General features: G+C 61.6%; 11 protein-coding genes. 10 read left to right on the forward strand and 1 reads right to left on the reverse strand.

The window, feature by feature from the left end; translation table 11 throughout:
• Positions 1 to 70: 70 nt before the first annotated feature.
• From mreC to tldD, 7 genes are all read left to right on the forward strand, one after another.
• Positions 71 to 1,171: a rod shape-determining protein MreC gene (gene mreC / locus AC1UK9_RS04695; RefSeq protein WP_482579605.1), complete on the forward strand. Its 1,101-nt coding sequence runs from the start codon at positions 71 to 73 to the stop codon at positions 1,169 to 1,171.
• The gene (gene mreD, locus AC1UK9_RS04700) at positions 1,171 to 1,662 is read left to right on the forward strand and encodes a rod shape-determining protein MreD (RefSeq protein ID WP_102356064.1); all 492 of its coding nucleotides are present in this window, start codon (positions 1,171 to 1,173) and stop codon (positions 1,660 to 1,662) included. The genes mreC and mreD overlap by 1 nt, the downstream gene beginning before the upstream one ends.
• Before the next feature lie 37 nt (positions 1,663 to 1,699).
• Positions 1,700 to 2,296 (forward strand): Maf family protein, encoded by a 597-nt coding sequence (locus AC1UK9_RS04705; protein ID WP_482579606.1) that lies wholly within the window; start codon positions 1,700 to 1,702, stop codon positions 2,294 to 2,296.
• Positions 2,297 to 2,354: 58 nt separating this feature from the next.
• Positions 2,355 to 3,812, forward strand: coding sequence for a ribonuclease G (rng, locus tag AC1UK9_RS04710; protein ID WP_025109471.1), 1,458 nt, complete (start codon positions 2,355 to 2,357; stop codon positions 3,810 to 3,812).
• Between the two features lie 75 nt (positions 3,813 to 3,887).
• Positions 3,888 to 7,691, forward strand: a complete 3,804-nt coding sequence (locus AC1UK9_RS04715) for a YhdP family protein (protein WP_482579607.1) — start codon at positions 3,888 to 3,890, stop codon at positions 7,689 to 7,691.
• 58 nt (positions 7,692 to 7,749) lie between these two features.
• On the forward strand, positions 7,750 to 8,610 hold the full coding sequence (locus AC1UK9_RS04720; protein ID WP_482579608.1) for a carbon-nitrogen hydrolase family protein: 861 nt from the start codon (positions 7,750 to 7,752) through the stop codon (positions 8,608 to 8,610).
• A 4-nt stretch (positions 8,611 to 8,614) separates the two neighbouring features.
• Entirely contained in the window at positions 8,615 to 10,057 is a 1,443-nt protein-coding gene (gene tldD / locus AC1UK9_RS04725) for a metalloprotease TldD (protein WP_007961588.1), read from the forward strand.
• A 51-nt stretch (positions 10,058 to 10,108) separates the two neighbouring features.
• Here the strand turns inward: tldD and yjgA are convergent, their stop codons facing one another.
• On the reverse strand, positions 10,109 to 10,633 hold the full coding sequence (yjgA, locus tag AC1UK9_RS04730; protein ID WP_025109468.1) for a ribosome biogenesis factor YjgA: 525 nt from the start codon (positions 10,631 to 10,633) through the stop codon (positions 10,109 to 10,111).
• A 108-nt stretch (positions 10,634 to 10,741) separates the two neighbouring features.
• On the opposite strand from yjgA, the gene pmbA reads away from it, so the two are divergent.
• From pmbA to AC1UK9_RS04745, 3 genes are all read left to right on the forward strand, one after another.
• Positions 10,742 to 12,088, forward strand: coding sequence for a metalloprotease PmbA (gene pmbA / locus AC1UK9_RS04735; protein WP_025109467.1), 1,347 nt, complete (start codon positions 10,742 to 10,744; stop codon positions 12,086 to 12,088).
• Between the two features lie 251 nt (positions 12,089 to 12,339).
• Entirely contained in the window at positions 12,340 to 12,747 is a 408-nt protein-coding gene (locus AC1UK9_RS04740; RefSeq protein WP_103521624.1) for a FagA protein, read from the forward strand.
• Positions 12,728 to 14,104 carry a class II fumarate hydratase gene (locus tag AC1UK9_RS04745; RefSeq protein ID WP_025109465.1) on the forward strand — a complete coding sequence of 459 codons (1,377 nt, stop codon included), beginning with the start codon at positions 12,728 to 12,730 and terminating at the stop codon, positions 14,102 to 14,104. Before AC1UK9_RS04740 ends, AC1UK9_RS04745 begins: the two co-directional genes overlap by 20 nt.
• Positions 14,105 to 14,112 lie beyond the last annotated feature (8 nt).

The following is a 14,112-nucleotide window of genomic DNA, read 5'->3' on the forward strand; positions in this document are numbered from 1 at the left end:
CGTATGAATAAACAGAACATTTGCCTGGGAGGAGCGGCTTATTAAACCGCTTTTCGCCAAGGGCCCTTCGTTGGGCGTCCGCCTGTTGGTGCTGGCCGTGTTATCGGTTGCACTGATGGTGGTCGATGCCCGTTTCAGTCTGCTCAAGCCAGCACGCAGCCAGATGTCGCTGGTGCTGATGGACGCCTACTGGATCACCGACCTGCCCGGACGTTTGTGGGAAGGCGTCGCCAGCCAGTTCGGCAGTCGTACCGAGCTTGTTGCCGAAAACGAAAAACTCAAGACCGAAAACCTGCTCCTGCAGGGCCGCATGCAGAAGCTTGCCGCCCTCACCGAGCAGAACGTTCGGCTGCGCGAGTTGCTCAACTCCTCCGCGCTGGTCAACGAAAAGGTTGAAGTGGCCGAGTTGATCGGCATGGACCCCAATCCCTTCACCCACCGCATTATCATCAATAAAGGTGAGCGTGATGGCGTGGTCCTCGGTCAGCCGGTGCTCGATGCGCGTGGTCTGATGGGGCAAGTAGTCGAGTTGATGCCGTACACCTCCCGCGTGCTGCTGCTCACTGACAGCACCCACAGCATTCCCGTGCAGGTCAATCGCAACGGTTTGCGGGCGATTGCCAGCGGCACCGGCAACCCTGAACGCCTGGAATTGCGCCATGTCGCCGACACGGCGGACATCAAGGAAGGCGATCTGCTGGTCAGCTCCGGCCTCGGGCAACGCTTCCCGGCAGGCTACCCGGTCGCGACTGTGAAGGAAGTGATCCACGATTCCGGCCAGCCGTTTGCCATCGTCCGTGCCGTACCGACGGCTGCGCTGAACCGCAGCCGCTACATGCTGCTGGTGTTCAGCGACAACCGCACGGCCGAAGAGCGTGCCAACGATGCGGCGCAGGCCCAGGAAAACCTCGATGCGCAGGGCGGTGGCCCGGTGATTCCCGCAACAGTGCCTAAAACCGTGACCCCGCCGGCCGCCGCAATCACGCCTGCCACGGCGACGCCAGCGGCTGCCCCTGCTGCCAGTACTCCACCGGCCAAGCCCGCTGCAAGCAAACCGCCCGCTGCTGCAAAACCACCTGCAGCCAGTAAGCCACCGGCGAGTCAGCCTGCTGCCCGACCGGCGGCCAAACCGCCTGTCACCGCACCGGCAACTACCGGGAGACAAGAATAATGGTCGGGGCTACCGCATCGCGTAACGGCTGGATTGTCTGGCTGACGTTTCTGATTGGCATACTGCTCAGTGTGTCGCCATTACCGATTTTCATGGAAATCCTGCGTCCGCTGTGGCTGGCCTTGCTCCTGACATTCTGGGCCTTGTATATGCCGCATACGGTCGGCATGGTCACGGCGTTTTGCCTGGGGCTGGCCGAAGACGTGCTGCAGGGTGATCTGCTCGGTCAGAACGCCTTGATCCTGACCCTGATCACGTTCCTGGTGCTGTCATTGCAGCAACGCCTGCGGATGTTCCCGATATGGCAGCAATGCCTGGTCATCCTGGTCATCTTCGGTCTCGCGCAACTGGTTCAGCTGTGGCTCAGTGCCCTGACCGGCAACCGCCAACCGACCCTGGCACTGGTGTTGCCGGCATTGACCAGCGCGCTGCTCTGGCCTTGGGTCAGCTTCGCTTTGCGTGGATTGCGCCGGCGCTACAAAATCAATTGATCCGGTGAGGCTGGGCACTGAACAGGGAGATGTTTTGATGAAGCCGCTGTACCTCGCCTCAGGATCGCCGCGCCGGTGTGAATTGCTCACGCAGATCGGCGTGCCGTTCTCCGCCATCAGTGCGGACATCGATGAAACCCCGCTAGCCGAAGAATCGCCTTCGGCCTATGTCGAGCGCCTGGCGCGCGGCAAGGCCGAGGCCGGTCGGCGCACGCTCGCATCTGCCGCGGCGTTTTGCGTGCTGGGGGCGGACACCGCCGTGGTGCTCGACGGCAAAATTCTTGGCAAACCGGTGGACGAAGCCGAGGCATGCGCCATGCTGATGATGTTGTCCGGCAAGGAGCATGAAGTGCTGACGGCCATTGCCGTGCTCGAAGGCGAGCGTTGTGAGTCGCGAGTGGTGCGCAGCCTGGTGCGCTTTCGCCCGATCAGCCGCGACGAAGCCGCCGCCTATTGGGCCAGCGGCGAGCCTCGGGACAAGGCCGGCGGTTATGGCATTCAGGGCCTGGGCGCGGTGTTTGTCGCGGGCCTCAATGGCAGCTATTCGGCCGTGGTCGGGCTACCGGTTTGCGAAACCGCAGAACTGTTGGGCCATTTCGGCATACCCTGTTGGCAAAACCTGCACGCGCAATGAGCGTCGTACGAATCAAGATGCGGCCATTATCGTGAACATGCCTGAACGAGACCCTGCCATGAGTGAAGAGATTCTGATCAACATCACGCCGATGGAATCGCGTGTGGCGGTGGTCGAAAACGGTGTGCTGCAAGAAGTCCACGTCGAGCGCACGCAAAAACGCGGGATCGTCGGCAACATCTATAAAGGCAAGATCGTGCGTGTGCTGCCGGGCATGCAGGCGGCTTTCGTCGACATCGGTCTGGATCGCGCGGCGTTCATTCATGCTTCGGAAATTTCCCTGCGCGAAGGGCCGGCGGTCGAGAGCATCAGCTCGCTGGTGCACGAAGGTCAGAGCCTGGTGGTGCAAGTCACCAAGGACCCGATCGGTTCCAAAGGCGCGCGGTTGACTACACAGCTGTCGATTCCTTCGCGCTATCTGGTGTACATGCCGCGCACCGCTCACGTCGGCATTTCCCTGAAGATCGAGGACGAAGCCGAGCGCGAGCGCCTCAAGCAGGTGGTCAGCGATTGCGTGGCCAAGGAAGGGATCAAAGAGGCCGGTGGCTTCATCCTGCGTACTGCCGCCGAAGGCGCCGGGGCCGATGAAATCCTCATGGACATTCGCTACCTGCGGCGCCTGTGGGATCAGATCAACGCGCAGATCCAGACCATCGGCGCGCCGAGCGTGATTTATGAAGACCTCGGCCTGGCCCTGCGCACGCTGCGCGATCTGGTCAGCCCGAAGATCGAGAAAATCCGCATCGACTCCCGGGAAACCTTCCAGAAAACCACGCAGTTCGTCGCCGAACTGATGCCGGAGATCGCCGACCGTCTGGAACATTATCCGGGCGAACGGCCGATTTTCGACCTGTATGGCGTCGAAGATGAAATCCAGAAAGCCCTTGAGCGCAAAGTACCGCTCAAGTCCGGCGGTTATCTGGTGGTCGATCCGGCAGAAGCCATGACCACCATCGACGTCAACACCGGGGCGTTCGTCGGTCATCGCAACCTCGAAGAAACCATTTTCAAGACCAACCTCGAAGCCGCCACCGCGATTGCCCGGCAGATGCGCCTGCGCAATCTGGGCGGGATCATCATCATCGACTTCATCGACATGGAAGATGAAGAGCACCAGCGCCAGGTGCTGCGTACCCTGGAAAAACAGCTGGAGCGCGATCACGCCAAGACCAACATCATCGGCATCACCGAGTTGGGCCTGGTGCAGATGACCCGAAAGCGCACCCGCGAAAGTCTGGAGCAAGTGTTGTGCGAGCCATGCAGCAGTTGCCAGGGGCGCGGCAAGCTGAAGACCCCGGAAACCATCTGTTACGAGATCTTCCGCGAGATTCTGCGTGAAGCCCGCGCCTATCAGGCCGAGGGCTATCGCGTCCTGGCGAACCAGAAAGTGGTGGATCGACTGCTCGATGAAGAATCCGGTAACGTCGCCGAGCTTGAAGGATTCATCGGGCGCACCATACGCTTTCAGGTCGAAACCATGTATTCCCAGGAACAATATGATGTGGTGCTGCTCTGATCCCCTGCGGCACATTTAATCCACAACGGCTGGCCTCAGCTTTTCGCAGTTTTTTCGCCATGGGAGCCAACTGACATGGAGCGTCTGACACGCATTTTGGCCGCACTCACCCGCTGGGGGCTGGGCCTGTGCGCGTTGGTTCTGGTGTTGATGGCGTTGTACGTCAGCCTCGGTCGGGAACTGACGCCGCTGGTGGCGGAGTACCGCACCGACATCGAAGACAAGGCCAGTGCGGCCCTCGGCATGCCGCTGCGCATCGGCGAGCTGGAAGGTAACTGGAACGGATTTGCGCCGATCCTGCTGGCCCATGACGTGATGGTCGGCGATGGCACGAATGCCTTGCGTCTGGACCGGGTACGCGCGGTGCCGGACCTCTGGGGCAGCCTGCTGGCGCGCGAAGTGCGTATCGCCCATCTGGAATTGAACGGCCTGAAAATCAGCCTCAAGGAAGCGCAGGATGGCAGCTGGGCGCTGGAAGGCTTGCCGGTGCAGAACGATCAGCCGCTGGATCCCGAGCAACTGTTCAATCGCTCGCAGATGATTCAGCAGCTGTCGGTGCTCGACAGTCAGGTGACCTTGCAGCCGCTGGATCAGGCCCCGATGACCTTCACCTACGTCGGCCTCAATCTGAAAACCGGTGCCAGTCGTCAGCGTCTCGATGCGCGTTTGACCTTGCCCGACGGGCAGCCAGTGGCCATGAGCCTGCGCACCCGGATTCGCCCCAAGCAGTTGCCGGACAGCTCGGTGGAAGGTTATGTCAGCCTGCCGCAAAGCGACTGGTCCAAGTGGTTGCCCGAGCGTTTGACCCAGCAGTGGAATTTTTCCGAGATCAAGGCCGGCGGCGAGCTCTGGGTGAACTGGAATGACGGCGCCCTGCAGAGCGCCGCCATTCGTTTGAACGCGCCACAACTGACCGGCGCCTACGCCGAACGCAAGCCGATCCTGATCAACAATCTGGCGCTCAACGGTTATTACCAGCGCGACGATGACGGCGCGACGGTGACCCTCGACTCACTGGCAATGAACTTCGGTGAGACCCGTTGGGAATCCCATGTGCAGCTCAAGCAGACGGCGGTCACCGATAAAGTCGACGAACTCTGGCATCTGCAGGCGGACCGCCTCGATCTGACGCCGATCACCCCGCTGCTCAATGCGCTGGGGCCACTGCCGGAAGGCTTCGCCACTGTCGTCGAGCACTTGAAGGTGACGGGTGGGCTGCGCAACGTGCTGCTGGATTTTCGTCCCAATGCCACCGACGGCTCGAAATTCAGCTTCGCTGCCAATCTGGATCAGGTCGGGTTCGATGCCTATCACGGTGCCCCGGCGGCGCGAAACGTCAGTGGCAGTCTCAGCGGCAACCTCGACGGTGGCGAGTTGCGCATGGACAGCAAGGATTTCGTCCTGCACCTGGACCCGATCTTCGCCAAGCCATGGCAATACATTCAGGCCAACGCCCGGTTGACCTGGAAACTCGACAAAGACGGTTTCACCCTGATCGCGCCGTACCTGAAAGTGCTGGGCGAAGAAGGCAAGATTGCCGGCGACTTCCTGATCCGCCTGCACTTTGATCATACCCAGGAAGACTACATGGATCTGCGCGTCGGCCTGGTCGATGGCGACGGACGCTACACCGCCAAGTATCTGCCAGAAGTCCTCAGCCCGGCGCTCGACGAGTGGCTGCGCACGGCAATCCTCAAGGGCGCGGTGGACCAGGGCTTCTTCCAGTACCAGGGCTCGCTGAACAAGAACGCCAAAGACGTCGATCGCAGCATCAGTCTGTTCTTCAAGGTGCATGACGCCGAGCTGGCATTCCAGCCGGGCTGGCCGCACGTGAGCAAGGTCAGCGGCGACGTGTTCATCGAGGACAGCGGTGTTCGCATTGTCGCTGACAAGGGCCAGTTGCTCGACACCCGGGTCAGCGATGTTTTCGTCAACATTCCCCATGTGCCGGCCGGGCAACATACGCATCTGTTCCTCGATGGCGGGTTTGCCGGCGGGCTGGGCGATGGCTTGAAAATTTTGCAGACCGCGCCGATCGGTACTGGCGAAACCTTTGCCGGATGGGAAGGCGAGGGCGATCTGCAGGGCAAGGTCAAACTCGACATTCCGCTAGAAAAGGGCGATCTGCCGAAGATTCTCGTCGACTTCAAAACTGCCAATGCGCGCCTGAAACTGGCCGAGCCGAAGCTTGAACTGAGCCAGCTCAAGGGCGATTTCCGCTTCGACAGTGCCAAGGGTTTGAGCGGGCAGAATATCGCCGCCAGGGCTTTCGACAAGCCAGTGACGGCGCAGATTTTCGCTGATGGCAGCCCGAACAGGCTCAAGACTCGGGTCGCGGCATCCGGGCAGGTCGAGGTCAAAAAGCTCACTGACTGGCTGGGTGTGACCCAGCCGTTGCCGGTGTCAGGGACTATTCCCTATCAGTTGCAGGTCAACCTGGACGGCACTGACAGTCAACTGACGGTCAGTTCCAGCATGAAAGGTGTAGCGGTGGATCTGCCGGCACCGTTCGGCATGTCGGCCCAGCAGGGGCGTGACACGGTGTTCCGCATGACCTTGCAAGGCCCGGAGCGGCGCTACTGGGTCAGTTACGATCAGTTGGCCAGCTTCACCTTCGCCGCGCCGCCGAGCAATATCGCCGATGGTCGGGGCGAGCTGTTCCTCGGCACCGGCGACGCGGTCCTGCCGGACGCCAAAGGCCTGCGCATACGCGGTGTGTTGTCGGAGCTGGACGTCGCGCCGTGGCAGGATCTGGTCAATAAATACGCCGGTAACGATCCGGGGGGCAGCGCCAAGCAACTGCTTAACAGCGCCGACTTCAAAGTGGGCAAGCTCACCGCATTTGGCACCACGCTTGATCAGGCCGCAGTGCAGGTCAATCGCAAGCCATGGGCGTGGAATCTATCACTCGACAGTCAGCAGGCCAAGGGCTCGGCCAGCCTTCCCGATGCCAAAGGCGCACCGATTGCGGTCAATCTGCAATACGTGCGGCTGCCGGCGCCGGATCCGACGGTGCAGGCCGACGAGAATTCGCCCGACCCGCTGGTTTCCGTCGACCCGACGAAGATTCCCGCGCTGGATATCACCATCAATCAGTTGTACCAGGGCCAGGATCTGGTCGGTGGCTGGGCGCTGAAGGTCCGCCCGACCGCCAAAGGCATCGCCTTGAACAACCTCGACATGGGCCTCAAGGGCATCCTGTTGCAGGGCAATGGCGGCTGGGAAGGTGCGCCGGGCTCGACCAACAGCTGGTTCAAGGGGCGGATCAGTGGCAAGAACCTCGCCGATGTACTCAAGGGCTGGGGTTTCGCACCGAGCGTGACCAGCGAAGAATTCCATATGGACGTCGATGGCCGCTGGCCAGGCTCGCCGGCATGGCTGGCGACCAAGCGTTTCTCCGGCACGCTGGATGCCTCGCTCAATAAAGGTCAGTTCGTCGAAGTTGAGGGCGGCGCGCAGGCACTGCGGGTGTTCGGTCTGCTCAACTTCAACTCCATCGGCCGCCGTCTGCGTCTGGACTTCTCCGACCTGTTTGGCAAGGGCTTGAGCTATGACCGGGTCAAGGGCCTGCTGGTGGCCAACGCCGGTGTCTATGACACCCGCGAGCCGATCCGCCTGACCGGGCCGTCGAGCAACATTGAGCTCAACGGCACGCTGGATCTGGTCCGTGAACAGGTCGATGCCAAGTTGCTGGTGACGTTGCCGGTGACCAACAACCTGCCGATTGCCGCGTTGATCGTCGGCGCACCGGCGGTCGGCGGGGCGTTGTTCCTGATCGACAAGCTGATCGGCGACCGCGTGGCGCGCTTCGCCAGCGTCAAATACACCGTCAAAGGCCCGTGGAAAGAGCCGAAAATCACCTTCGACAAGCCTTTTTGAACAGCCACATCCCGAGCCTATGGAGTAGCATGGCCGCATACCTGTTGCGGAGTGCGCCATGTCTTTAGCGGTGATTCAAATGGTCAGCCAGAGCGATGTGCTGGCCAATCTGGCCCAGGCCCGACGCCTGCTCGAGCAGGCTGCGGCCGGCGGGGCGAAGCTCGCAGTACTGCCGGAAAACTTCGCCGCCATGGGCCGTCGCGATATCGCCGACATCGGCCGCGCCGAAGCGCTCGGCGATGGGCCGATCCTGCCATGGTTGAAACAGGCCGCCCGCGACCTCAAGTTATGGATAGTGGCCGGCACGTTGCCGTTGCCGCCGCTCGGGCAGCCGGATGCCAAGTCCCACGCCTGTTCGCTGCTGGTCAACGATCAGGGTGAAACCGTTGCGCGGTATGACAAGTTGCACCTGTTTGACGTCGATGTGGCGGACAATCGCGGGCGGTATCGTGAATCCGATGACTATGCTTATGGCAGCGGCGTCGTGGTGGCGGACACGCCGGTCGGCCGAGTCGGTCTGACGGTGTGTTACGACTTGCGTTTCCCGGAACTGTACAGTGAGTTGCGCGCTGCCGGTGCCGAGTTGATCACCGCCCCGTCGGCCTTCACCGCGGTGACTGGTGCGGCGCACTGGGACGTGCTGATTCGCGCCCGCGCCATCGAGACTCAATGTTATGTGTTGGCGGCAGCGCAGGGCGGAACCCACCCGGGACCACGGGAAACCTTCGGTCATGCGGCGATCGTCGACCCGTGGGGCCGTGTGCTGGCGCATCAGGATCAAGGCGAAGCGGTGTTGTTGGCCGAACGCGACAGTGATGAACAAGCGTCTATCAGGGCGCGAATGCCGGTGACGAGTCATCGGCGGTTTTTCTCGCAGGGCGCACAGCGGCCTGCTTCAGAACATGAATTTAAGGCGTAAACCTATGAGCGAGTTGTTGTCCTCAGTCAGTGATCACCTGTTGGCGCCCGGCGGCGTGACGATCGAGAGCCTGCAAGGCGTGCTCGGCGATCTGGCAGGCCCGGGCATCGATGCTGCCGACCTGTATTTCCAGGGTCAGATCTCCGAGTCGTGGTCGCTGGAAGACGGAATCGTCAAGGAAGGCAGTTTCAACCTCGACCAGGGCGTCGGCGTGCGTGCGCAGTCTGGTGAAAAAACCGGTTTCGCCTACAGTAACGCGATCACCCTCGAAGCCCTCGGCGCTGCGGCCCGTGCCGCGCGCTCGATCTCCCGTGCCGGGCAGAACGGCACGGTGCAGGCGTTCAGCACCCAGGATGTTGCGCAGTTGTATGCGCCGGACAACCCGTTGGAAGTGCTGAGCCGCGCCGAAAAAGTCGAGCTGCTCAAGCGCATCGACGTTGCCACCCGCGCCCTTGATCCACGTATTCAGCAGGTCAGCGTGAGCATGGCCGGGGTCTGGGAGCGGATTCTGGTTGCGTCCACCGACGGTGGCCTGGCCGCCGATGTGCGCCCGCTGGTGCGCTTCAACGTCAGCGTGATCGTCGAGCAGAATGGCCGTCGCGAGCGCGGCGGGCATGGCGGCGGCGGGCGAACCGACTACCGTTATTTCCTCGCCGAAGACCGCGCCATGGGCTATGCCCGTGAAGCGCTGCGTCAGGCGCTGGTGAACCTGGAAGCGATTCCCGCCCCGGCCGGTACCTTGCCGGTGGTGTTGGGTTCGGGCTGGTCTGGCGTGCTGCTGCACGAAGCGGTCGGCCACGGTCTGGAAGGCGACTTCAACCGCAAGGGCAGCTCCGCCTACAGCGGGCGCATGGGCGAAATGGTTGCCTCCAAGCTGTGCACCATCGTCGATGACGGCACCCTGAGTGGTCGTCGCGGTTCGCTGAGCGTCGACGACGAAGGCACTCCGACCGAGTGCACCACGCTGATCGAAAACGGCGTACTCAAGGGCTACATGCAGGACAAGCTCAACGCGCGTCTGATGGGCGTGGCCCGTACCGGCAATGGTCGCCGCGAGTCTTACGCGCATCTGCCGATGCCGCGCATGACCAACACCTACATGCTCGGTGGCGAAAGCGATCCGGCGGAAATCATCGCTTCGGTGAAGAAAGGCATCTACTGCGCCAACCTTGGCGGTGGTCAGGTCGACATCACCAGCGGCAAGTTCGTGTTCTCCACCAGCGAGGCCTACTTGATCGAGGACGGCAAGATCACTGCGCCGGTCAAAGGCGCGACGTTGATCGGCAACGGCCCTGAAGCGATGAGCCGGGTGTCGATGGTTGGTAACGATCTGGCGCTGGACAGCGGTGTGGGCACATGTGGCAAGGATGGACAGTCGGTGCCGGTGGGTGTCGGTCAGCCAACATTGAAGATCGATGCGATCACCGTGGGTGGCACGGGCGCATAAGAGTGGATGGAGCTGCGGGTGGCGCACAATGTGGCCACCCGATGGCGAATATCAACGCAGGCCGCGTTGGGTATCGTCCAGCTCACGGATGTACTTGAAGATCTTGCGGCTGGAAGCAGGAGGTTTGTTTTGCGCAACCTCGTGCTGAGCCTGACGGATCAGGGAACGCAATTGCTGGCGATCGGCGTCCGGGTACTCGACGACGAATTTTTCCAGCACGGCATCGTCACCGGCGATCAGGCGGTCACGCCAGCGTTCGAGGTTGTGGAAACGCTCGTTGTACTGACGGGTGGAGGCATCGAGTTGATCGAGCAACGTCAGAATCGCGTCAGTGTCCTGATCGCGCATCAGTTTGCCGATGAACTGCAAGTGCCGTTTACGCGCGATGTTCGCGGTGTGCTTGGGCGCATCGGCCAAGGCTCGGCGCAAAGCGTCGGTCAATGGCAGTTTTGCCTGCAAGTCGGGCTTGAGTGTTGTAAGGCGCTCGCCAAGGTCAACCAGAGCATGCAGCTCGCGTTTGACCTGAGATTTGCTTTTTTCTCCCGTATCGAGGGAGTCGTCGTAAGAATCAACCATGGTGGCAGTCCGCAAAGAAACGCCGCCATGATAACCAGTCGGGGGCCGCTTGTCCGGCCCGGTCGCTCGATGACCCCAGCCGAAAGCAGAATTTGAGTGGAGATGAGCATGAGTGCAGTTCAAAGCGTCGGCCCGCAGGCATTGCCGGCACTGCAGGAACAGGTCGAGCAGATCATCGCCGAAGCCAAGCGCCAGGGCGCCAGTGCCTGCGAAGTAGCGGTGTCGCTGGAGCAGGGGCTGTCGACGTCAGTACGCCAGCGTGAGGTCGAGACGGTCGAGTTCAACCGTGACCAGGGCTTTGGCATCACCCTGTACGTGGGTCAGCGCAAAGGCTCGGCCAGCACGTCTGCCACCGGGCCTGATGCGATTCGCGAAACGGTCGCGGCGGCGCTGGCCATCGCCAAGCATACCTCTGAAGATGAAGCCTCGGGCCTGGCCGATGCGGCACTGATGGCCAGGGATCAGCAGGATTTCGACCTGTTCCACGAATGGGACATCACTCCGGAGCAGGCCATCGAGAAGGCGTTGCTGTGTGAAGCCGCCGCGTTTGACGCCGATGCGCGGATCAAGAACGCCGACGGCACTACCCTCAGCACCCATCAGGGCTGCCGTGTGTATGGCAACAGTCACGGTTTCATCGGTGGCTATGCGTCGACCCGGCACAGCCTCAGCTGCGTAATGATCGCCGAGGCCGACGGCCAGATGCAGCGCGATTACTGGTACGACGTCAGCCGTCAGGGCAATTTGCTGGCCGATCCGGTGAGCATCGGCCAACGTGCCGCGCAACGGGCGGCGAGCCGTCTGGGCGCGCGTCCTGTGCCGACCTGCGAAGTGCCGGTGCTGTTTTCCGCAGAGCTGGCGGGCGGGTTGTTTGGCAGCTTCCTGTCGGCGGTGTCTGGCGGCAGTCTGTACCGCAAATCGTCGTTCCTGGAAGGCACGCTGGGGCAGAAGCTGTTTCCGGAGTGGCTGACCATCGACGAACGTCCACACCTGATGCGCGCCATGGGCAGTGCGTCTTACGACGGTGATGGCCTGGCGACCTACGCCAAACCGTTCGTCGAGAAGGGCGAATTGGTGTCGTACATTCTCGGCACCTACTCCGGACGCAAACTCGGCATGCCGAGTACCGCCAACGCTGGCGGCGTGCACAACCTGTTCGTGACGCACGGCGATGAGGATCAGGCGGCGCTGCTGCGCCGTATGGGCCGTGGGCTGCTGGTCACCGAATTGATGGGCCATGGCTTGAACATGGTCACCGGCGACTATTCGCGCGGAGCGGCGGGTTTCTGGGTCGAGAACGGCGAAATCCAGTTCGCGGTGCAGGAAGTGACCATCGCCGGCAACATGCGCGACATGTTCAAGCAGATTGTTGCGGTCGGTAATGATCTGGAGCTTCGCAGCAACATTCGTACGGGCTCGGTGTTGATCGAGCGGATGACGGTCGCGGGCAGCTAAGCCCCGATTCCGTTACGCAAAAAGGCGCGCCATCCCATCGGATGGCGCGCCTTTTTTATTGGCCGCACACAAAACCAGGTAGGAGCGAGCCTGCTCACGAAAGCGATTTGACTGCCGACCGCAGGGGGTACTGACACGACGCCTTCGCGGGCCGGCTCGCTCCCACAATGGACTCTTCGTAACTCGCCACGCTTGTTTTGGTTCTCATTATCATCTAATAATAAATCTCATCTGCGAACGAGTCCCGGATCATGAGTTCTGCCTTGCACGAGCAGCCGTACCTCGAAAGCTGGCGCTGGATGAGTCGCCAGATCCGTTGCGCGATGGATCCTGACGAGCCGCGCCTGATCGAACACTACCTGGCCGAAGGCCGTTATCTGGCCTGCTGTACGGCAACGTCTCCCTGGACCATCGCTGAAACCTCCTTCCGTTTGCTGCTCGACACGGCCACCGACATCGCGTTGCCGTGGCACTGGCGCAGCCTCTGTCTCGATCAAGCCTGGCGCCCGTTGCGTGAAATGGAGCGCCTGTCGCTGTGCAACTGCCGGCTCCAGCGTTGGCAGCGCTACACCTGGCAGCTCGCCACCTGCGAACTGCTTCCCTCGATTCCTCTTATTGAACTGGTGCAAGGATTTTCAGATGACCAAGACACGTATTGAGCGCGACAGCATGGGCGAACTGCAGGTGCCGGTGGACGCTCTCTACGGCGCGCAAACCCAGCGCGCAGTGGATAACTTCCCGATCAGCGGCAAGCCGATGCCAACCCAATTCATTCGCGCGCTGATCCTTGCCAAAGCCGCCGCTGCCCGGGCCAACGTCGAACTCAATCAGCTCAGCGCCGCTCAAGGCAAAGCCATCAGCGACGCGGCCCAGGGCCTGCTCGAAGGCGATTTCATGCAGCACTTCCCGGTGGACATCTTCCAGACCGGCTCCGGCACCAGCTCCAACATGAACGCCAACGAAGTGATTGCCACCCTCGCCAGCCGTCTGCTCGACGAGCCGGTGAATGCCAACGATCACGTCAACTGCGGCCAAAGCAGCAACGACATCATCCCGACCACCATCCACGTCAGCGCTGCCCTGGCTTTGCACGAGCAATTGCTGCCCGCGCTGCTGCACCTGGTGCAGGTGATCGAAAAGAAATCCGCGCAAGTGCATCACCACGTCAAAACCGGCCGTACGCACCTGATGGATGCGATGCCGGTGCGCATGAGCCAGGTGCTCAATGGCTGGGCGCAGCAACTCAAGGCCAACATCGGTCACTTGCAGGACTTGCTGCCAAGCCTGCAATCGCTGGCTCAGGGCGGCACAGCGGTCGGTACCGGAATCAACGCGCATCCTGAATTCGCCGCACGTTTCAGCCGCCAGTTGAGCCAACTGACCAATGTGCAATTCACCCCGGGCAAGGACTTGTTCGCGCTGATCGGTTCGCAGGACACCGCTGTCGCCGTCTCCGGTCAGCTCAAGGCCACCGCCGTGTCGCTGATGAAAATCGCCAATGACCTGCGCTGGATGAACTCTGGCCCACTCGCCGGCCTCGGTGAAATCGAGCTTGAGGGTCTGCAACCGGGGTCGTCGATCATGCCGGGCAAGGTCAATCCGGTGATTCCGGAAGCCACCGCCATGGTCGCTGCGCAGGTCATCGGCAATGACTCGGTGATCACTATCGCCGGGCAGTCGGGCAACTTCGAGCTGAACGTGATGCTGCCGATCATCGCCCAGAACCTGCTGAGCAGCATCGAATTGCTGGCCAACTCCAGTCGTTTGCTCGGTGATAAAGCCATCGCCAGCTTCAAGGTCAACGAGTCGCGGCTCAAGGAAGCGTTGTCGCGCAACCCGATTCTGGTGACCGCGCTCAACCCGATCATCGGCTACCAGAAAGCCGCGGAAATCGCCAAGCAGGCCTACAAACAGGGGCGCCCGGTGATCGACGTCGCGCTGGAGCACACCGACCTGTCACGCAATCAGCTGGAAGAGTTGCTCAATCCCGAGAAACTCACCGCCGGCGGCGTGTAATCACCGCA

Source organism: Pseudomonas sp. AK-TSAG1-1, from assembly GCF_056821665.1.